Annotated in this window: 16 protein-coding genes; 7 read left to right on the forward strand and 9 right to left on the reverse strand. The window is 38.5% G+C overall.

The genetic code is table 11. The features are described from left to right. Positions 1 to 266 precede the first annotated feature (266 nt). Genes QW060_RS08075 through QW060_RS08105 form a run of 7 tightly spaced genes read left to right on the forward strand, consistent with a single transcriptional unit; the run spans position 267 to position 5615 of the window. On the forward strand, positions 267 to 1394 hold the full coding sequence (locus QW060_RS08075; protein WP_290363130.1) for an NAD(P)/FAD-dependent oxidoreductase: 1128 nt from the start codon (positions 267 to 269) through the stop codon (positions 1392 to 1394). Further along, positions 1391 to 2107, forward strand: a complete 717-nt coding sequence (locus QW060_RS08080; protein WP_290363131.1) for a methyltransferase domain-containing protein — start codon at positions 1391 to 1393, stop codon at positions 2105 to 2107. Before QW060_RS08075 ends, QW060_RS08080 begins: the two co-directional genes overlap by 4 nt. After that, the gene (locus QW060_RS08085) at positions 2104 to 3156 is read left to right on the forward strand and encodes a type III polyketide synthase (protein WP_290363132.1); all 1053 of its coding nucleotides are present in this window, start codon (positions 2104 to 2106) and stop codon (positions 3154 to 3156) included. The genes QW060_RS08080 and QW060_RS08085 overlap by 4 nt, the downstream gene beginning before the upstream one ends. Before the next feature lie 2 nt (positions 3157 to 3158). Next, entirely contained in the window at positions 3159 to 3596 is a 438-nt protein-coding gene (locus tag QW060_RS08090; RefSeq protein ID WP_290363133.1) for a 3-hydroxyacyl-ACP dehydratase FabZ family protein, read from the forward strand. Continuing rightward, entirely contained in the window at positions 3593 to 4870 is a 1278-nt protein-coding gene (locus QW060_RS08095) for a beta-ketoacyl-[acyl-carrier-protein] synthase family protein (RefSeq protein ID WP_290364723.1), read from the forward strand. Before QW060_RS08090 ends, QW060_RS08095 begins: the two co-directional genes overlap by 4 nt. Continuing rightward, on the forward strand, positions 4867 to 5121 hold the full coding sequence (locus QW060_RS08100; protein WP_290363134.1) for an acyl carrier protein: 255 nt from the start codon (positions 4867 to 4869) through the stop codon (positions 5119 to 5121). Before QW060_RS08095 ends, QW060_RS08100 begins: the two co-directional genes overlap by 4 nt. Beyond that, on the forward strand, positions 5118 to 5615 hold the full coding sequence (locus QW060_RS08105) for a 4'-phosphopantetheinyl transferase family protein (RefSeq protein WP_290363135.1): 498 nt from the start codon (positions 5118 to 5120) through the stop codon (positions 5613 to 5615). The genes QW060_RS08100 and QW060_RS08105 overlap by 4 nt, the downstream gene beginning before the upstream one ends. A 22-nt stretch (positions 5616 to 5637) precedes the next feature. Here QW060_RS08105 and QW060_RS08110 read toward each other — a convergent pair whose 3' ends face one another. The 9 genes from QW060_RS08110 to QW060_RS08150 all read right to left on the reverse strand — a co-directional run bounded on the left by QW060_RS08110 (position 5638) and on the right by QW060_RS08150 (position 22111). Beyond that, the gene (locus QW060_RS08110) at positions 5638 to 6075 is read right to left on the reverse strand and encodes a hypothetical protein (RefSeq protein ID WP_290363136.1); all 438 of its coding nucleotides are present in this window, start codon (positions 6073 to 6075) and stop codon (positions 5638 to 5640) included. 2 nt (positions 6076 to 6077) lie between these two features. Further along, positions 6078 to 6920, reverse strand: a complete 843-nt coding sequence (locus tag QW060_RS08115; protein WP_290363137.1) for an RHS repeat-associated core domain-containing protein — start codon at positions 6918 to 6920, stop codon at positions 6078 to 6080. Positions 6921 to 7689: 769 nt separating this feature from the next. Beyond that, positions 7690 to 8103 carry a hypothetical protein gene (locus QW060_RS08120; RefSeq protein ID WP_290363138.1) on the reverse strand — a complete coding sequence of 138 codons (414 nt, stop codon included), beginning with the start codon at positions 8101 to 8103 and terminating at the stop codon, positions 7690 to 7692. Beyond that, complete coding sequence (locus QW060_RS08125; RefSeq protein ID WP_290364724.1) at positions 8084 to 8956, reverse strand: RHS repeat-associated core domain-containing protein; 873 nt, start codon at positions 8954 to 8956, stop codon at positions 8084 to 8086. Before QW060_RS08125 ends, QW060_RS08120 begins: the two co-directional genes overlap by 20 nt. A 214-nt stretch (positions 8957 to 9170) precedes the next feature. Continuing rightward, positions 9171 to 9446, reverse strand: a complete 276-nt coding sequence (locus QW060_RS08130) for a hypothetical protein (protein ID WP_290363139.1) — start codon at positions 9444 to 9446, stop codon at positions 9171 to 9173. 267 nt (positions 9447 to 9713) lie between these two features. Beyond that, positions 9714 to 9971: a hypothetical protein gene (locus QW060_RS08135; RefSeq protein WP_290363140.1), complete on the reverse strand. Its 258-nt coding sequence runs from the start codon at positions 9969 to 9971 to the stop codon at positions 9714 to 9716. Between the two features lie 192 nt (positions 9972 to 10163). Further along, a complete protein-coding gene (locus QW060_RS08140) occupies positions 10164 to 10541 on the reverse strand; it encodes a hypothetical protein (RefSeq protein WP_290363141.1) in 378 nt (125 codons plus the stop codon). Between the two features lie 78 nt (positions 10542 to 10619). Further along, positions 10620 to 10820, reverse strand: coding sequence for a hypothetical protein (locus QW060_RS08145; protein WP_290363142.1), 201 nt, complete (start codon positions 10818 to 10820; stop codon positions 10620 to 10622). 233 nt (positions 10821 to 11053) lie between these two features. Then, complete coding sequence (locus tag QW060_RS08150; RefSeq protein ID WP_290363143.1) at positions 11054 to 22111, reverse strand: SpvB/TcaC N-terminal domain-containing protein; 11058 nt, start codon at positions 22109 to 22111, stop codon at positions 11054 to 11056. Between the last annotated feature and the right edge of the window lie 2 nt (positions 22112 to 22113).

Genomic DNA, 22113 nt, shown 5'->3' on the forward strand with positions numbered 1-22113 from the left:
TTATAAACAAACAACAATACTTATTCGTAATAAAAATAATTTTTTAACACTCAAATTAAAATATATCACACAAAATGAGTACTATATCAAGTAATTACATAAATACTAACCATAATAGTTTTACCCTAAGTGATCATAAAAAAATTCATATTTTTTTGTTATCTTTTTTCAACTTACGTTAAAATAAAAGCTGATTATTGATAAATAAATAATATCTTTAAATAAAAACGCTTATTAAGTTTCGCGAAAAAGGAGATTTTATTTATATGCATCAAAAACAGACTGATATCATAATCATTGGTGGCGGCCTTGCCGGTTTATGCTGTGCCATACATTTAGGCAAAAACGGTATTCACACGACGGTAATTGAAAAATCGGTCTATCCCAGACATAAAGTATGTGGTGAATATCTTTCAGCAGAAATATTCCCCTACCTTGCTTTTCTCGGTGTTAATTTTACAGATGGTGCTATACCTATCCGTCGGTTTCGTTTTACTGGGATTACAGGAAATCACAAAGAGGCTGAGCTGCCACTCGGCGGTTATGGAATCAGCCGGTACAAACTGGATCATATGCTTTATGAAACGGCATTGGCATATGGTTGCAGATTTATTTTCGAAACTGTTAAACAGGTTGATTTTAAAAATGAAAAATTTACGATAAAAACAGACACGGAGACGTATACGACTGATCTTGTTTTGGGAGCTTATGGAAAACGATCAGGAATCGATCAGTATCTGTCCAGGACATTTATTCGTAAAAAATCACCATGGCTCGCGGTAAAAGCACATTATAAAGGAGACTTTCCCTCTGATATGGTAGGACTATATCATTTTCCCGGAGGGTATTGCGGAGTGTCTAACATTGAAAACAATACCATAAACATCTGCTATCTCGCCGATTACAGTAGTTTTAAACAATATAAAAACATTAAAGAATATCAGGAGTATGTGCTGAGTAAAAATCCGTTGTTAGGAAAAGTGCTAAATGAGAGCGATATGATTTTTAATGCGCCCCTCACGATTAGTCAGATCAGTTTTGAAGCCAAAAAGCCTGTAGTCAACCATATCCTTATGATCGGAGATACTGCAGGTCTTATACATCCGCTATGCGGTAACGGAATGGCAATGGCCATACACAGTGCCAAAATTGCGGCTGAACTGATTACAGATTATATAAACGAAGACTTAACAAGGACGACAATGGAAAAGAAGTATGCCAAACAATGGAAATCACATTTTGGCAAACGGATAAAAACAGGTCGCTTTCTGGCACTGAACCTTCAGAATAAATATATTACCCGTTTTTTATTTTCATTGATAAATGTATTTCCTGGCTTGCTCAGCCATATCATCAGAAAGACACATGGTAAACCGATTTTTGTAAAAGTATGAGAAAAATACAAACCGAGAAAAGAAGCGAAGAGCAGGAGATCATGGATGATTTTTTATTGAAGGGTGAAGAACTTCGCAATGCTTTGGATAAAATTGCTGCTATCAACAGGCTATTAGGTGGTAATAAAGTTACACTAAGCGGATTGAAACGGCTTTTGAAGCAGGAAAATAAAAATCACACTTTTACAATTGTGGATGCCGGTTGCGGAAATGGTGATATGCTCAGAATGTTGGCTGACTACGCCAAAAAAGAGCATTATAAGTTTCTGCTCATTGGTATTGATGCCAATGCCTATACGGTGGACTATGCTGCAAAATTATCTGAAGCGTATCCTAATATTTCCTATAAGTGTATGGATCTTTTTGAAGATGACTTTAAAAAACTAAAATATGATGTGGTATTGAGCACGCTTACGCTGCATCATTTTAAAGATGAAGAAATATTGGAAATAATGCGGTCATTCTATAAAAACAGTACCATAGGCATTGTGATTAATGATTTGGAAAGAAGCAAAACAGCTTACCGCCTTTTTCAGCTATTGTGTACTATTTTCGGATTGAACCACATGTCTAGAGAAGACGGATTACTGTCGATATTAAGAGGATTTAAAAAACAAGAGCTTATACATTTTTCTCAAAAACTGGGATTCAGAAAATACAATGTTACCTGGAAATGGGCTTTTAGATATGAATGGATAATTTTTAAAAAATGAATGTAAAGATCATCACTGCCGTCAAACAACTACCTCCCTATTCGAGATCAACGGAGGAAATCATGCCTTTACTGGATGATTGGTTACAGGGACAGGAAGCACGTTTCGCACGTAAAGTCAAAAAGATTTTTGAAGGTGCCATGGTGGACAGACGGTATTCCATAATGGAACCTACAGACGTTTTTACCGCTACTTCTTTTGAAGATAAAAACGATATATACATAAGAGAAGTTACCGATTTAGGTGAAAAAGTACTGGATAAGGCTTTGAAGAAAGCCCAGTGGGATCCGCAGACATTAGATTATATCATTACAGTGAGCTGTACCGGAATCATGATTCCCTCTCTGGATGCTTATCTCATTAACCGCTTACATTTACGTCAGGATATTATTAGACTTCCCGTAACGGAAATGGGCTGTGCTGCCGGGATATCAGGAATTATTTATGCCCGTAATTTTCTGAAAGCCAATCCCGGAAAAAGAGCTGCCATTATTGCGGTAGAATCGCCTACCGCTACTTTTCAGCTCGATGATTTTTCAATGCCTAATATTGTGAGCGCCGCTATTTTTGGTGATGGAGCTGCCTGTTGTCTGCTATCTTCGTGTGAACAGGATATGGGACCTGAAATTATCGATGACCAGATGTATCATTTTTATGAGGCTACGCATCTTATGGGATTTAAACTTACCAATAACGGTTTACAGATGATTCTGGATATAGCCGTCCCCGATACCATCTCGGCAAACTTTGAAAAGATTATTTTTCCTTTTCTTGAAAAAAATAATATAGCTGTCGAAGATCTGGATCACCTCATCTTTCATCCTGGAGGCAAAAAGATTGTACAGACGGTAGAAGGTATTTTTAGTAGTCTGAATAAGAATATAGATGCTACGAAAGAAATATTGAAACAATATGGAAATATGTCCAGTGCTACTGTATTATACGTTCTTGAAAAAATTATGAATGAGCATCCCGAATCAGGAGAAAAAGGACTTATGCTGAGTTTTGGTCCCGGATTTTCTGCTCAGACGATTTTATTACAATGGTAACGATGGAAACAAAAAACATACTGGCTCTTTTGCCCTATAAAAAACCATTTCTGTTTGTTGACGAATTGCTTAGTGTTGATGAAAACGGCACAAAAGCAAGTTATACCTATACGGCAGATCTTGATTTTTACAGAGGCCATTTTGAAAATCATCCTGTTACACCCGGAGTGATTCTTACCGAGACTATGGCTCAGGCCGGATTGGTTTGTCTCGGAATTTATTTGTTGAGAGACAGCCTGAAGACAACACCAGAAATTGCCCTAACCTCAACGGAAATAGAATTTTTAAAACCTGTTTATCCTTCAGAAAAAGTATTTATCGAATCGGAGAAAATATATTTTCGGTTCGGAAAACTCAAATGCAAGGTTTTGATGAAGAACACCGCAGACGAAACGGTTTGCAAAGGTACTATTGCCGGAATGATACTTATAAAAAAATGAACAGACGCGTTGTGATTACCGGAATGGGAGTTGCTGCTCCAAACGGAGTGGGAATTCCGGAATTTACTACTGCCTTACAAAAGGGCATTTCAGGGATTCAATATGATCAGCACCTGGCTGATTTACAGTTTTCCTGTCAGATTTCGGGCACTCCAAACATTAGTAATGCTGTGAAAACAGCGTGTTTTACAGATCTGGAGTTACGTGGCTTTGACAGCAGTGGCATATTATATGGTGTCGTTGCCGGAATGGAAGCCTGGAAAGATGCCGGTTTACCTGTTGATCTAAATGCAGATACGGATTGGGACAGCGGTACTATTTTTGGTTCGGGAACCTCAGGCATAGATAAGTTCCGGGAAAGTATTTATAAGATCGATGATTTGCAAACCCGGCGACTCGGAAGCAATGTAGTCGTACAAACGATGAACAGTGGTATCAGTGCCTATCTCGGCGGAAAATTAGGATTGGGTAATCAGGTAACTACAAATTCTTCTGCTTGTGTCACCGGAACAGAAAGTATCTTAATGGCCTACGAGCGTATCAAACACGGTTTGGCAAAACGCATGTTAGCCGGAAGTACCAGTGACAGCGGTCCTTATATCTGGGCTGGATTTGACGCTATGCGCGTATGCACTTTTAAGCACAATAAAGATCCGCAACATGGATCACGCCCTATGAGTGCCTCAGCATCCGGATTTGTTCCGGGCAGTGGCGCAGGAGCTTTGGTTTTAGAAGAATTGGAAAGTGCTCTGGAAAGAAAAGCTACTATCTATGCCGAAGTTTTGGGAGGTCATATCAATTCCGGAGGTCAGCGAAACGGTGGAACGATGACAGCTCCCAATAGCACTGCGGTGCAACGTTGTATCAAACAGGCAATAGACAATGCCGGCATAACGGCACGGGATATTGATGCCATTAACGGACATCTCACTGCGACGAGCAAAGATGCACTGGAAATTGAAAACTGGACACAGGCACTGAACCGGAAAGGAACTGATTTTCCGTTTATCAATTCCTTAAAATCTATGACCGGACACTGTCTTAGCGGTGCCGGAAGTATCGAGACTGTTGCTACTGTGCTACAATTACAACAGGATTTTCTTTTTCCGAATCTGAATTGCGAAGACCTGCATCCGGATATTACACAGCTAATCAGCGCAGCAAAAATTCCTCAAAAAATATTATATACTCCTGTAACAACTATTGCTAAAGCAAGTTTTGGTTTTGGAGATGTAAATGCCTGTATTATTTTAAAAAAATATCAATCGTTATGAACAGAGAAGAAATTATTGAAAAAGTAAAAAATATCGTAAAGCCTTATACTGAAAACACAGAAGCTCTTGAGCAGCTAAACGAAAAAACTGATTTTATCAAAGACCTGAACATTAATTCAGCCAATCTGGTAGATATTGTACTGGATATTGAAGAAAAGTTTGAGATTGTCATTGATAATACAGAAATGGAACGCATGCTGAATGTAGCTGCTGCTATTGATATTATTGAATCTAAGCAGCATACCAGATGATCGGAAATGATATCGTAGATCTTTCTTTAGCACGGATACAAAGCAACTGGCAGCGCAAAGGTTTTCTGCAAAAACTTTTTACCCCAGATGAACAGCAAGCAATTTTAAATCATCCTGAACCTGGGTTGATGGTATGGATTTTATGGACAATGAAAGAGGCCGTATATAAAATTTATAACAGGCAAACCCTTGACAAAGGGTTCTTTCCCCATTTGTTGGAATGTGAAATCAGTACCAATACTACTATCCTTTCAGGAAAGGTATATTGTAAAGGAAGAAAGTATCTTACTTCAACTGTTATTGATGGAGGCTTCGTCCATACACTTGCTGTAACGCAACCAAAGGATTTGCAACACATCTATGAGATCAGCTCTGAAAAAGTTGAAAAAGATTGTTATGGTTTGCCGTTTGTTTATGAAAAAGGAATTCGGATTCCCGTTTCTAAAAGCCATCATGGGAGGTTTGAAAAAGTGGTGCAGTTGTCTGTTTACTGAATAATGCTATTTTATTGAAGAATTATTCCTTTAATTTTTCTCCTTTTTTAAATCCATCATCAGGATAAGTAATTTGCCATTTTAATCTATTCAAATCTTTCAAAGTATAATTTTTGTACTCAAAATCCCCTACTTTCAAAAGACTGTCACTTTTTATTTTATTACTTTGTTCATCTGAATTACTTAAAAAATCATAGTTGTCATATATAACAATACTTAAACTATCTTTATTAGCATTTTCGAATTCTGATTCCCAACTATAGAGTTTGCCTATTTTTCTATTTTCATACGCTTTTATATTTCGTAATCCCACCATTGTTCCAATTACTGTAGAATCTTTGAAAAATATAATTCGAATATAGATATCTGAATCAGATTCATTCTTAAAACTCATTTTCCCATTCATTGGATCACAAGCAAAACAAATAAGTACCGATAATATTATTAATAATTTCTTCATAATTAATTTCTATATATATTTTTTAAATCTTTATTTCCAGTCCAAGCCCCTCCTAATCTATTAGCTCTTTTTTCTGATTGAGATTTTTCATGTTTATATTTATCAGAAACTGTAGATCTTGTAGCACTTATTATACTGGGAATAGCAATGGTTTTTAAATATTCTTTTTGCTTATATTCGAAATTGTGCTTATAATCAAGATAATGTCCATACTCATGATCCAATGTATTTTTATCTTGCATATCAGGATTAGTAAAAATAACATTTCCAGCTGTTAAAGCTCCATTCATATGTGGTGAACTATAAATCTCTACTCCTGGATATTTTTCAGGATTGCTAATATTTTTTATTTGACCCATTAAATTTAAAACTGAGTATAAAGGGTCCGATATACTCGTAATCGTTTTACTTATATCAAAAGTATCTTTTTGGCTTCCTGCAGAATTAAAATCTATAAAATAATCTCCAACAGGTTCTTTAAAACTACTCGCATCGTAATATCCTTTAAAACTTTTTGATCCATCCTTATCATTAACATAATGTTCATATTTATCTTTCTCTTTATTCCAGAAATATTCACCTGTATCATCTCTAAAATATTGTAATCCTTTTACAGGGGGCTCTGCATTCATTCCTGTAGGATCTATAAGGTTTATTGGGTTGTTATGAACATATTGATAAGGTGTCATCGTTTGCTCCGCCAAAGGATCCACACTAACAAATATACTAAATCTTGGCTCATAATAGCGTGCGCCATAATAATACATTCCGGTAGTGCTGTCTAACTCTTTTCCGTTGAATTTATACTGATTGCCATAATACTGACTTTGGTTGTGTTCAACCATGGTCTCTCCAAAAGGCAGGTTGTCATAGTAATGGCTTGGTCTTCCAAAGTTATCCGTTAAGTACGTACTTCTGCCTAAATGGTCGGTATGGAACGATTAAGCAAAAAATGACTCTTACTATTTATGCAGTCTTACAAAGTGCTGTTTTTTGAGTGCCATTACTAAATGCGCTAACTTTTGTGGTTTTTATGGAGTGATGTGTCATTTAACTTAAATTGTATATATAACCATAAAGCATCCAATACATAAAAATAATGACACCAATATTAAATATCAAAATTAATTTCTTAAACCAGTTTTTAACACTAAAACATGATGTAATTATCAAAATAAATTGAATCATCATTAATAAAATAAATATAATTGTTAAAAATGGTCCAGCTATAAAGTTACCTTTAGATATAGTATTTATTAAAATAATAGGTGGTATACCTAATATAAATATCAATAAATTAATTAAGCTTATTCTTTTATTTGACACCATTTTGCTTTAATTTATTTCCTAATTGTTCAATTTTTTTATCTGCTGTTTTTCCTGGTCGTGCTAAATCAAAATGAGGTGCTTTATCTCCTTCTCCAACGTATGGCATAGACTGTATACCTCCTCTAATAAAATCAGATTCAGAACTTGGATTAGTTAAATAATCTCCTTCAATATCATGACGTATAATGTTTCCAATCTTTCCTGACTCTTGATATTCTTGTAGCGTTTTAATTAATTCACTATTGTCCGATCGCTAATTGAGCTTTTAAATATCTTGTTGTAAGATTACTCATTTTTCACAAATATTAATTGGACTCCATTTTCTTTATAATTCCAATATTCTTCTCTCCAATTTATACTGTACTCTTTTGGTAACCATTTTGTCTTTAGATATACAGTATCTTTTTGAAGACGAAAGTCATAAAATTTAATAATCATATCTTCCTTTATTACACTAATTTCTCTCTCTTTAGGATAATAATAAAAAGAATATTGCTTGGAAATATCTCCATTAATTACTTTAACATTTTGATTTTTTAAATCAACAACAATTTGAGTATTCTCATCAAATAATATCTCATTGAAAAAGTAATAATTTTCAACGTTTATCCCTGTAAGGGTGAAGTTTTGAACTTTATTTTTTTCACATGAAAAAAATAAAAATAGAAATATTAAGTATTTATAATTTATTGGTCTCATATTTTGCTCTAGATTCTCTTAATAAATTCTTTAAATCATTTTTTGAACTTCCATTATTACCATCAATGTTTCTCATCTTCTTATTTTCTAACATTCTAAATCTCTCAAACATTTGTTTTTGCTGATCTTCAGTTTTAACTTTATTCGATGAAATAGTTGAAGACATAAACGTACCAGATTTATGATCTAATCCAAAAAGATGCCCAAATTCATGTTCTTCTAAAGTATTATATCCATTTAAATATTGTGCCTTTAATAATGTTACATTACCTTCCATGTAAGCTATTCCTGCATTAGTTGAACTAACTCCAAACTGTTTCACAGTATTAAAAGAATCTACAATTCCAATCACATGATCATCATCTCCAATGTCTCTTATATCTTTTGCTTGAGTTAATTGTACTTGAACACTAACATTTACTTTTATTCCATCAGAAGTTTTATAATTACCACTTAAAGTCTTTTCTAAATTAGATTTTGCACTGGCTATGTATGAAGACACATTTACACTATTATTTGAAGTTAGATCTATAACTTTTCCGACAATGGTTATGTACATATTTATACTTCCATCCTTATTTTTAGTATTTCTAATTATTATATGTTCTGGTTCTCGTCCATCAGGATCAACAAACATTATTGGATTATTTAAAGTATAGTTATAAGGCGTATAGTTAGTATATTTCTCCGCCAACGGATCAACACTAACAAATATACTAAATCTTGGCTCATAATAGCGTGCGCCGTAATAATACATTCCGGTAGTGCTGTCTAACTCTTTTCCGTTGAATTTATACTGATTGCCATAATACTGACTTTGGTTGTGTTCTACCATACTCTCCCCAAAAGGCAGGTTGTCATAGTAATGACTTGGTCTTCCAAAGTTATCTGTTAAGTACGTGCTGCTGCCTAAATGGTCGGTATGGAACGATTAAGCAAAAAATGACTCTTACTATTTATGCAGTCTCAAATGGTGCTGTTTTTTCAGTGCCATTACTAAATGCGCTAACTTTTGTGGTTTTTACTGTGTTTTTTATGGAGTGTTTTGATGTTGAGTTAAATCAGGACTATTTCCTTTGTAAAGTATCCCATGCACTTGATTCCATCCACTTATCTTTCCACTCTTTAGGAAATGTCCAATGGTTTCGATTTTTCAAAGGAATTCTTATATAATAAAACTCTTTCTTATCTCCATTTGGCTTCTTTACATAACAGATATTTTCATCTTTTATTTTTATTAAACTATCTCCCACTGAAATGTAATCCATGATTTCAGAACGCAATGGAAATCCCTCTTCAATTCCATCGTTTCTTTTTATTAATACAGAAGTCATGACATCCATACTTTTTCTCCTATTATATTTTTCAATTATAATAGCTCTATAATTATCTTTAATATCGTTTTCTATTAACGAGTTATAATTCACTTCTCGGATTATAGTTACTATCATAAAAATAAAAAAGATAATGCCGAAAAAGATAAGATATGGTTTAAGTGCTTTCATTTTTTCACCTTTTTAGATTTGAACTCTCTTGACAAAGTACTGGTTCCTCCGGAATAAATATGTACTATGCTATAAGATCAGTGATACGTCAGTGTGGGAGAGAAATTATCTCCTTTGTATAGTATCCCATGCACTTGATTCCATCCACTTATTTTTCCACTCTTTAGGAAATGTCCAATGGTTTCTATTTTCCAAAGGAATTCTTATATAATAAAACTCTTTCTTATCTCCATTTGGCTTCTTTACATGACAGATATTTTCATCTTTTATTTTAATTAAACTATCTCCTACTGAAATGTATTTAATCAATTCTTCCGTAAGATAAACATCTAATACTTCGTTATTATCTTTAAGGACTTTCATATAGTTAGGCTCTTTTATCCACTCTCTTGGATTATAAATATCAATAATAGTCGATTTATAACTATCTTCAATAGCTTTTTTAATCAGAGAATTGTAACTAACCTCTTTGATTATATTTACCATTAGAACAATAAAAGCTACAATACCGAAAAAGATAAGGTATGGTTTAAGTTTTTTCATTTTTTCACCTTTTTAGATTTGAACTCTCTTGACAAAGTACTGGTTCCTCCGGAATACTTCTACCGACAAATTCAGATGGTTATACGTAATTTTAGTAATCCGTTTATTGGTATCGGTTATTAAGTTTCCGGATCCATCATAAGTATAGGCAGCACCCTCAGAAGGGATTTCTTTAAATCCGTCAGGGTTGTTGGTATAGTCTCTTACCATGGTCAGCTGATTGCCGTTATAGGTATAATCGAGTTCGTCCATATCCAAAACCTGTCCGTCTGCCATAGCTCCGGTACGGTTTAAGGTTCGGATGTTGCCGTTAAGATCATAATTCATACTTTCTCTGTGTGCCGGATGGCGCATAAAGCCCATGGTCCATCCTGCGTGAAAAGACATCATCTGCTTCCTTTTATACGAGACATGTAAGTAATATGTACTATGCTATAAGATTAGTGATACGTCAGTGTGGGAGAGAAATTATCTCCTTTGTAAAGTATCCCATGCACTTGATTCCATCCACTTATCTTTCCACTCTTTAGGAAATGTCCAATGATTTCGATCCTGTAGAGAAATCCGTATGTAATAAAACGATTTATACTCACCGTCAGGCTTCTTTACATAGCAAATATTCTCATCCTTTACCTTGATCAGACTGTCGCCAACGGATATATAATTCATTATTTCATTACTTAGTGCAATACTTTCTTCTATACCATAATCTCTTTTTATTTTAATAGAAGTTGGCTCTTTTATCCACTCCCTTGGATTATAAACATCAACAACAATTGATTTATAATTATCTTCAATAGCTTTTTTTAATCCATCACTAAAAGTAATCTGTTTTATTATATTTATCACAAGTACAATAAAAGCTACAATTCCGAAAAAGATAAGGTATGGTTTAAGTATTTTCATTTCTTTACTTTTTTAGATTTAAACTCTCTCGACAAAGTACTGGTTCCTCCGGAATAGGCAGCACTTGCTTTCCCGGCTTTACCTAACACTTGTGACAAAGTCTTAGGCGCACTGCCATAACCAATAGACTGCGATGTCCAAGTTGGTTTGTTTCCTCGCTGTCCTCGATAAATTTGATCGTGGGTATTATTTTCATTACTCCAGGTTATAGAATAACCAAAACCTAAAATACCTATTGAAGCTGAGTTATAATTTCCTGCAAAACCGGACGCGTCAAAAAAAGTACTATTTGCTTTCCTATTAAAATTCGCTCCAAAGAAACTAAAACCAGCACCACCTCCGACACCTACATTTCCTCCTTTAGAAGTATAAATACCCAAATTACCCTCGCTTTCACCATTTAAGAAATACGCAATCGACAATCCAAACTCCATTCCTCCACCAACAGTCGCAGAACCACTAAGATTTACACCTATAGCATCATACTCTTTTTTAAGTTCTTTAATGCTCATACCTGTATCAAAAACAAGTGGCTTGTCAGGATTAATATTGAGGTCAGTATCAAAAACATAGTCTTTATCCCCCGTATCTACTATTATCCTTGCTATTTCCTTTTTATCTTTATTCTTGATAATGATATCATCTTTACTCATCCCCGTTGGGTCTGTAAACATAATCGGATTATTGCCTACATACGAATACGGTTCCATAGTCATTTCTACAAGAGGATCAACACTAACAAATATACTAAATCTTGGCTCATAATAGCGTGCGCCGTAATAATACATTCCCGTAGTGCTGTCTAACTCTTTTCCGTTGAATTTATACTGATTGCCATAATACTGACTTTGGTTGTGTTCAACCATGGTCTCTCCAAAAGGCAGGTTGTCATAGTAATGACTTGGTCTTCCAAAGTTATCCGTTAGGTACGTACTGCTTCCCAGATGGTCGGTATGGTACCACCAGATCGGTTTTCTTTTCGATTCATCATATTCTTCTTTTGGATCGCCTTCATTTCCCCCGTTGTCGGTCCAGTTATCCGGTAAGGTGCCGGGTGTACCCGGTCCTTCTATTGTACCGGGTGCCGGATCACAGCTATAGTTTGCCTGTAGATGCAGATATACTTCACAGGCATTGAGTGCCGGATTAAACGTGAGCTGGGTCTGAATGTAATATAAAGCATTTCTGGCACAAGCCTCTTTTGGATTTTTTACAGGTCTGCCATTTTCATCAGGTGTTGGTATCAGTATAGCGGTATATTCTCCGATAAGGATGTTGAGCTCGGTAAGACAGTCAAACTCCTGCAACTGCCCCGGTGTGTATCCCGGAAGCGTGGTATCGATCGGCTTATTAGGCGGTGTTACCGGGCTGCAGATATAGTTGTTGACCAATACCAATGCTTCACATGCCGGCAGGTTGTTCATTGCAGACTGTATATAGTTGCGACAATGCTGCGTTGTCGGGGTATTGTACAGGTTCAGCAGGGACTGCAGCTGTGAGATACAGTTCGCTGCCGAGTTGCCTACACTGATGCTGTAGGTTGCATACGGCAGGTTCAGTCCGTTTGCCTGTGCCAGCTGGTTAAAATCAGCTGCTGTATTGGTATCACCCGATTCTGAAGAAAGGGTTCTTCTTTTATTTGTTGTATTGTCCATCCATTTTCCGATACGCCCCAGACGGCTGGCAAAACGCTTGCCGTTGATGTAGTAGTGCTTGGTGATCTGATCCCGTGCCGGATTGACTACCATATAGCCCGAAGGGTAGAGCAAATACTGATTAAAATCAAGCACACGGTATATGTTTTCTCCGGCAATGCTGACTTCAGAAACGCTTCCTTCTGATTTAAAGGTACGCTCACCGCTGTGATCGTACACATAGTGACTGATTTTTTTGTCATCATCAATCACAGCTGTCAGACGGTTTTGCTCGTCCCACAGCATATCGCGCTTACGCCATTCTATGCCTCTGACGTCTTTATTTATGGCATTGATCATATTACCATTGGCATCATATCTGAAAAAAACTTCGCCACGGTATTGTCCCTCAAAATTAGTATATCTAATGTTAGAAGGCGCATGCGGATGCTGCTCATTTTGATAGGTATATTTGCTCTGGTAAGAATGTACCGTTTCGCCGGAATACTGCGGTGAACCGGTGACATGCCACTGGTTTTTGTTTACGATACCATGCGTACGGTTGTACTCCATATTGAGCTTGTACTTATGGGATTCCTGATATCCTTTCCATTCACCAACCGCACTTGCAAGACGGTTAAATCCGTCATATTTATAACTTTTTTCATAATGACCTCCCATTCGGATGATCTGATGTTGCGAATACCCATTTTTGATATTTACAATATTCTGATTGCGATCATAATTATATAGGTTGCGCATAAAAGTACTTTCATCCGGACGGTCGAGCTGCATCGCACGGATGCGCTGCGTGATGTCGTATTCCTGAGTGGTGACTACATCGTTTCCATATACTATACGAACCGGCTGATCAAAGTAGTTGTACTGTACGTTTTTGAGATACGTTTCTCCGGAATTACTGTAAATGCCTGACAATTGCCCGACCTCATTATAGCGGTATCTCAGATGTTCCTGATCCGGATAGGTCATTTCCATGATACGCCCCCAAGAATCATAACGGTAACTGCTATCAAACGTTTTAAGCTCTCCGGACTGATCCGATAAATAACGCATATCGCGGATCACTTCTCCCAAAGCACCGTATTGCATACCGCGGGTTCCTGTAAGGTCTGTTATCTTCTTCAGACGTCCGGCAGTATTAAAGGCTTCTCCGGCAGCCCCGTAATCATAGCGTACCTTATGACTCGGATAAAGGATTTGTCTTAACTGATTGAAATGGTACTGGTATTGTACCTCCTGCCCCTGATGGATTAGATTCTGATTGGCAGTTGTGATCAATTTTCCGGTAAGGTCATATTTAAATGTGGTAGTACCGTTGTCAGGATGTTTGGTGCTGCTCTTTTGCCCAAAGCTATCGTAGGTATATGAGGTGGTTTTATTTTCGGCATCTGTTAATTTTAAGAGCTGGCTTAGTGCATCATACTGGTACACAGTAGCCAGACTCTGCCCCGTACCCGGATCTGTCTGTACTACAGAGGTGATTCTGCCTTTGTGGTCTTTATAGGTTTCGGATATATTACCTTCAGGAAGTTGTATTTTTTCCCTGCTTTTTGCCCCGCCAGAGGTGCCGTCAAAACCAAAACCGTATTCATAGGTGGTTGTGGCATTGAGCCCATACACATGCTGTTGCAGTAAACGATCCTGCATATCATAAAAGTAGCTTGTTTTTTCTGCTTCGGTATGGGTCAATGGCGTATAGTTTCTCAATGCATGAATGAAATCACCCGTACAGTCTTTTTGTTCCTGTGGCAGATGAGTGGTTATGGTTCTGCCGAATTCGTCATAGATCACCGCTCCTGAAACGGCAAAACGGTACCCCGTACCGGGTTCACTTTCACAGGTTTGCTGTACCTCCAGTTGTTTTTTGGTTTGTACAATGCGTCCCAAACCATCAGCAAAAGCAGAGGTATGTAAGATTTCACCCGTAGCATCGCCCATTTCATCGCTGAGATTGTGCTGCGTAACCGCATACCACATTTTGTTATCGGCTATACGGTATTGGTTGCGGATGGTCCACTCTTTGTGATACGGTCCTTTGAACTGTACCATACGGCGCTGACCGTCATAGGTATAATGAAACGGTATGGCGTTGATATCGGTTTGTACCAATGGCATTCCAAAGTTTACATACTCCGCTGTGCTCTCATATCCATACGCGTCTTTGGTTTTTGTTATAAACTGGTCAAACATGGTATCATAGGTATATTCCTGATAAAAGCGGCTGCTTTCCGGCGCATTCATCTGAGGTTTCGGATGCCGTACTTTGATCAGATTGCCCAGCACATTGTATTCAAAATCCGTTGATGCAGTCTGTCCCTGATTCTCTAAGGTTTTGATTTTGTTGATACGGGCAATATTGTTAGATGCACTCAGTTCTGTGGTGCTTTTTCGGAGAACCGTACCCGAAGAAGCAGCGTTTACCGTATGTTCTTTAGGGATGTTAACCATATATACCGTCTGGTTGTTTATATCGTGGTATTTTATTTTGGAATTCAGGTTCATGGTTTCATCCAGATGTTCCAGAACGTTTCCATAGCGGTCATACCGTAAAAAAGCATAACGGTTTTCCATGTTTATGGCATTGGTACTGTTACCCTCGTAATGGGTGATAACGTTTTTGTTTTTCTTTAACAATGACAGTATTCTGCTTTGATCCGTATAGGTGACTGTCGGGGTAGCAGCGGTTATAAAATCAGAGGTGCTGTCTGCTGCACCAAGTGAATAGATGCTGTATTCATAGTCTGTGGTGCTCCATATGCGGTTGGCAGCATCGCTTACTGTTTGTTTGATCGGAAGGTGTCCTATGTATTGGTATTTTCTGCTGTCAGAAGCATTTCCCTGTAAATAGATTTCATGCTGCTGCATGCTGTTGAGCATATACTCGGTAACAGAGGTGCGGTACACTGTACCGTCTTTGCGCAACTGATGCGAAATGACTTCTCCGAATCCTAAGAATTTACGTTCTCTGCGGTCTTTAAATCCGTTTTTATATTCAAATGCCCATTTTTGTATATCTTCTCCGTCTGATTCAAATCCATCGTTTATTTGTACACGGCTCAATACCCATTTTTTAAACGGCATTTTGTAGTTGTTGCCGAATCCGGTACCTGAAATTACGTTTTTAGTAGCATAATCAAGTTCGATACTGGAACCGGTGGGGTTGTTTACCGTTTTGAGCATATTGGTACGGGCGATTCTGGAGTAATTGATGACGAGTTCTTTTTCAGTAGTCGATTTTACAATATCGAGATAGCCATCCCCGTCAAAATCGCGCAGGCTTACGTTTTCTTCACTAAAGGTGTCTACTTTATTAAGACCGCCGCCTACACCTGCTTTGATGATGATGCCAAAGAATGGTATGGGAAACGGAACCATCATCCCGAGGTTTTTGATGTTTCCTACAGAAGAGGAAGATGATTCTGTAAGTCTGGAAAGATATAAGTCTGAAGCGATATGGCGCGTACCGGTATTGAAATATATGCGGTTGTTACTGTCTACATAATCCGGCAGACCATCGCCGTTAAAGTCGGCAAAATCATTTTTGTCTTGTGTGACACTGCGTGAGCCTGTGACTCCAAATGCAATATCGAGATTAGATGAAGTAACCATAGATTCTCCGTTGATGGTGCTGACTGTTTCCGGAAATGCAGAAACACTTCCGCCAAAACCTGCTGAAATCGATTTTGAAATGGTGCGGCTCAGTCTGGCAACGCCGTATCCCGGCCATGTTGCCGGAACAAATCCGCCTGAGGTATTGAGCCTTACGGTACCGCCCGTCATTACAATATCGAGCAGTCCGTCTCCGTTTACATCGATCAGGGTCTGTTCGTGGTTGGAATTGGTGATGAATTCACTGCCGCCAAAGTTACCTGAAAAGGTAGCACTATTACCTATTTTCACATTTGTTTTTTGTGTGGTAGGATCTGTTAAGGCTACAATGTGGGCAGCAGACCCTCCGGCTGCTTTTCCGCTTCCGTTGCTGGTGATTTTGCCCAACATATTGATATTGAGTGATGAGTTGGTGAGCCCTCCTCTTTTGGAAGTGAGCTGTATTTTATTGTTTCCTATGATATCCGGATATCCGTCTCCGTTGACGTCACGGTATTCGTTGAGCTGTCTGCTTGTTGCCCTGCTTGTAGTGTTCCCCAGAGAGATACCGTAGAAAGAGATGCTTTTACCAACTGAGTTGGATTCAGAAGTGTTTTCTTTTGTAATGGAAACCGCTCCGTATAATCCTACACCCGTTGGTGCCGGTATCGGAAGCATCTGTATTTCATCTTCATTGTTATAACGAAGATACGGACTCATTTCCGTTGCTTTTATGTAGAGGCGTTCATGAGCACTCCACGCCATATTGGCACGATCGGGACTCAATGGTGTAAAATGTCTCGCAGCCTCAATACTTTGCGGGTTGAGGTTTATGCCCGGACTGCCGCCCGTAAACTGGTCTGTTTCAAAATCGTAATCAATATCCTCTATATTGGTGTTTGCCAGATTGTTCATCTGATTGATCTCCGTTTGTGTCGGTGTTTCTGCAGAAGACAAACCGGCTATGGCAAGCCTGCCCAGATACGATCGTTTGATGGGTACAAAGTTTTCTTCGGGTTGTGCGCCTTTGTAGGCAAAGACTCCCCAGTTGCGGAACAAGGTTCCGAAACCGTTCATTTCATCCGAATAAAAGATATTGGGTTTGTAAAAACTGGTATTGGTAGTTGCCGAGGTAGCCGTTACCAGGTTGTTGCCGTTTGTGTTCTGAAATGCATTTAGTTTTGTGGCTATAGTTCCGCTATCGGTATAGTATTCAATAAATAAAGTGGTGTTGGCAGGCAGGCTTGCCTGATAAGAGTTACCCGTCAAGGTTACAAAAGTGGTTCCGTTGAACTGTCTTTTTTCTGTAATGACGCCGTTTTGGTTGATGAGGTAACGGAATTTTGCCGGACGCCCGTTTAGGGTTGAAATGATTTTACCATTGGCATTTTTAACCACCATAAAAATGGTGCGGTCTTTACAGGTCGGCTCATCACAGCCTGCAAGACTGAAGTTATGGTTGATGCCTAAAGTCGTTGCTGTAGGAAAAGTAGATTTATAATTGTTGTTATGTTGTTTGTGGTATGATTGGTATTTTGGTTTTATATAGGTTAGCTGATTGTTATCGGTTTTGATTACTCTCGGTTTAAAAAGATTGTCCAATAATTTCCAGTTGATCTGAGAGGTGGTTTCTACTTCTATTTCAAGGTATTTATAGGTATCAGGGTCGTTGCTGTTGATATCCGTAAAGTTGAAGGCCAGATTGATGGCTGGTATAGCATTGTTGGTATTGGCTTTGATATGTCTTTTCTGGAGCTGTGTGGACGAGTATCCGTTAAAGGGTACTTTGCTTACCGAATTGTCCGGATTGGTTTTGAGTTGGTATCCGGTCACGGTGATAAAAACATCATCAGAGAGCTGTGCATTGGTGCCGCTGTTGTTGATGGTAAAAGCATCCCACTGCAATCGGTAATTGCCTTTACCGGTAAACAGGTGCGGTTCGCTGATGGCATTGCCATAGACAAATGATTCGCTGAATCGGGAGGAATATTGCGGGTATTGGTTCGCAGAAGGATAATCCTGAGTGGTGTAGGTAATTGCAGGGTCCCATGTTACCGCTGCCGGTTCTGTAGGGATCTGACTGCTGTTGACTCTGAAAAAGATCATATCGCCTTTGCTGACGGATATATTTGAAAAGTTGGTGGTTTCTGAATTGACAACTAATAGTGACGGCTGTTTGATATAGGTAGTAGTGTATGGAATGAGTGAACCACCACCAATGGGTCCTCCCGGAATGACCGGCAAAGCATTAGCTGCCATAGTATTGAAGGGCTCTGCCATCATTGGGGTGCCCATACTATCCAGCAAATCAGTAAAGTCCTGCTCATAAGGCAGATCGTATGCCTCAGAATCATCAACAGGCCATGCTACCGGAACATCGGCAGTAAGGCCGGATAGTGCAGGATTGACAAACAGACTATCGGCTTCATTAACGTGCTCATTTACCAACAGATCAGACATCCAGGTATTTTCTGCTGTTTCTGATAGTGCAGGATTGAAAAACTGGCTGTCGGTCTGATTGACTTCTTCATTTACTAATAGGAATGAATTGAAAGTATCTTCTGTTGTTTGTGATAGCGCAGCATAATAACTGCCCAGATTTACAGGAGGTCCTACTACAAGATTTTTAAAGCTGCTTTTTTCAACGGAGTAACGTACTCCGTTTTCAGAAGCGACAAATGGCTTGCTGATCTGTCCTGTGATGTTGATTTTCCCGGCTTTGGGTGCTACCCATACTTTAACAACATCCATGAGGTCATTGCCCAGTGTAAGATCAGGCAGTGGTTCGGAAATACCCGGATCTACATCTCCTTCTTTGAAAATAAGGTTGGGTGTGAGTTCACTGTTACTGGTAAAAGAAGGTAAACCCGAATTCGGGTCTATTCTGTTGAAATATACTATTTTATCCTTTACATAATCTACGAGTCCGTCACCATTTACATCGGTAAAGAAGGTACGTACTCTCGAATTGGAGTTGGACTTGGAAGATTGCAGGTTAAAAGCAATCAGGGAAATGGATTTTTCGGGAGCCGTTGAGCTTCTGTTTTCCGTAAGTCCCAGTTCAGGCAAATGACTTACTTTATAGAGCTGCTCGCTAAAAAGTACCCCGCCAAGGTTTTTTCGGTATTTGACATCATTGCCTATTTTCATGACTTTGTCATCCAATCCGTCTCCATCGATGTCCATGAGCACCATAGCAGGTGATGTTTTACTCGAAACATTTGACGGAAATGTCATATTAAAGGTGCCACCGGTACTGAAAGGCCACCAGGAAGGAACGTTATATAAAGGAGAAACACCACCCCCAACAGTAAACTCTGATGTTTTATACGATTCTTTTCCGGAACTCAGCGTAGAGTGCTTTTCATCTTCGAAATCGTCATATGAATTCAACCTTACATCCGGTCCGAACAAGCCGTTCTGAACATCATTATAATACTCAAATGTATGCACATACGAGGTTGTTTCCTGTGATTGGTCTTTATGTATTTTTATGTTGTTTGTTTCTATGCCATCGAGCAGCTGTTTTCCAAACGCTCCTGTTTTGTATTTAAAGTTGTAATGGATCTGATAGTTTTCTACATCTTTTTTTCTCTGGGTAGCACTAAATACCTGAATGCTGTTCACAGACGAAGCACTTACCTCTTTGAAACCATAGCGGTAACTCACTGACTGATCGGTGCGCTGTTCTGTATTATAAATAAAGTTGACCTTGTGCATGCCTTTTTCCATTCCGGAATAATTTATGGAAGGATGCAGGGTATAGGATATGGAATTTATCAACAGCTCTTTTCCTCCTGATAAGATTCCGGAGTTGTAGGTTTTGGTGTAGTAATTATATTGTATATAATTGCCGTTTTTGTCTTCTACTTTTTCTAACATCCATTTGGCAATATTACCGGAATTGGTACCCGATGTCAATCTGCCGGATGCGGTTTGTCCGTAGTAGTATTTTGTTCCGGATTTATCCGAAACAACCCAGTAGTAATTGGAAGGATGGGTTCCTTTACGTTCTATTTTAGAGAAGCTGCTTTCTGTTTTCGGATAAAAAACGGCATTGTTTACTCTGTTGATGGTGGTAAAACTGCGGTGCGGCAGGTATAATTGTGTGCCGTTTTTGAGCTGTAGCTCTTCTCCGTTGAACAGGTAGCTTTCCGTTTCTTTTGAAGCATGGTATTCCGGTACTCCGAATTTGGTGTCTACGGTGATGGATGCCATGGATATGTCCCATCCAAAACCGGCAATACCACTGGATCCGTTGTTGTTGTATGATACAGCAACCGATGGCTGTAATCCGTTTCTTCCCGATGGCAGCTGAATCGGAAAATCAAGAGTACCGTCTCCTTTCTGGTTGGCAACAGGCGGCTGTATCTGCATGGTATTAGCCGTCGGATCGGCTATTTTAATGTCGGATATGGAGGTCGGTGTATAGGAATTGGTTTCAGGGGAATCAGGTGCCTGTATGATTCCGGCAATATAGTCGGTAAAGTGATCGGTTAGCGATATGATTTTCTGATGCTCCGTATCAATACTGTCTGTTTCTACGGCTAACCATCTTCTTTGCTGCAGATCAAAGTAGAGTATTTGTATGTCTTTTTCACTGTATCCTTTTGGCAAGAGTGCTGTATTGTAGTGTAGTGCGAGTTTTGCCTTTTGTGCAAATCTGGCTCCTTCTGGTAAAAAGCGATACGCAGCGGCATCGTGTGTTACATTGATGATGTTGGTCCCCAGAGGGGCAATATCTACCGATCGCAGTTTCTGAGCAGTGATATACCGGGCGTCTTTATAGTCTTGCAGATTGATCTGAAAATCCATAGCGTCAGTAGTAAAAGCATATACTTCATCTGATGTTCGGACTATTTTTTGCAGTGCTGCCGGTTTTTTATAGACGATCTGATGTGTGGCATCTATTTTATGTTCAATAGAATTTGTTTGGGCATACAGTGTTTCTCCTGAACTATTTTTTAGAATGACTTCCAGTTCGTTTAGAGATCCGGTGTCTTCCAAAAGGGTTTCAAATTCATGATTTACTACGCGTATTGGTTGGCCATTGATGGATAAAACGGCGTCTTTGTCAGACACTGTTCCTTTGATATAGGAGGTGTTTCCTTTGAAATACAGTGTATGGGCATCTGTAAAGTAAACAGGTTGTTTATTTGTTTCCGGGCTAAGTGTTATTTTAAGGTTTTTCACCTTATAACGGATGTTTTCATGTTCCGGAACGGTAAACATGATATGGTTCAGACCGTTTTTTAATTGTTCCGGAACCAGAACTTCTTCTACGGTTTTCCACTGATTGTTTTTTTGGATGATATACCCCCCGACTGCATTGTTTTCATTAATGCTTCTTGAAATACCCGATGGATTATCGATACCAAAGACATCATAACTCAATCTGATTTCTTTATTGTTGAGAAGATTTTTATCTACTGTAAAGCTAAAAATATTGTCTGACGGATCGTCGCTGGTATGCTCTTCATCATATCCGATGATTCCCTGTTTGTCTGCAGAATGAATTTCAACAATCTCTTTATTTGCTGTGCTTTGTGTAGTGATGGTTTGTGCCGTTGTTGTATATATGGTATTTTGATTTTGCTCAGCAGTGGCTTCCGGTTTTCCGACAACAGAGAGCTCCTTTGAAAGGAACTCATCTGTATCGAAAAAAGAAAATGTTGGGGGGTATTTTACCGCATAATACGGATAGTATTCTATCATGGCATAAGCCGGATAACCTATAAAGTTGAATAACATGGCAAATAATACCACATGGTACAGGAAGGTATGGCGGAATTTTAAGCGTTTATGTAACATTG

This window comes from Paenimyroides ceti, from assembly GCF_030409925.1.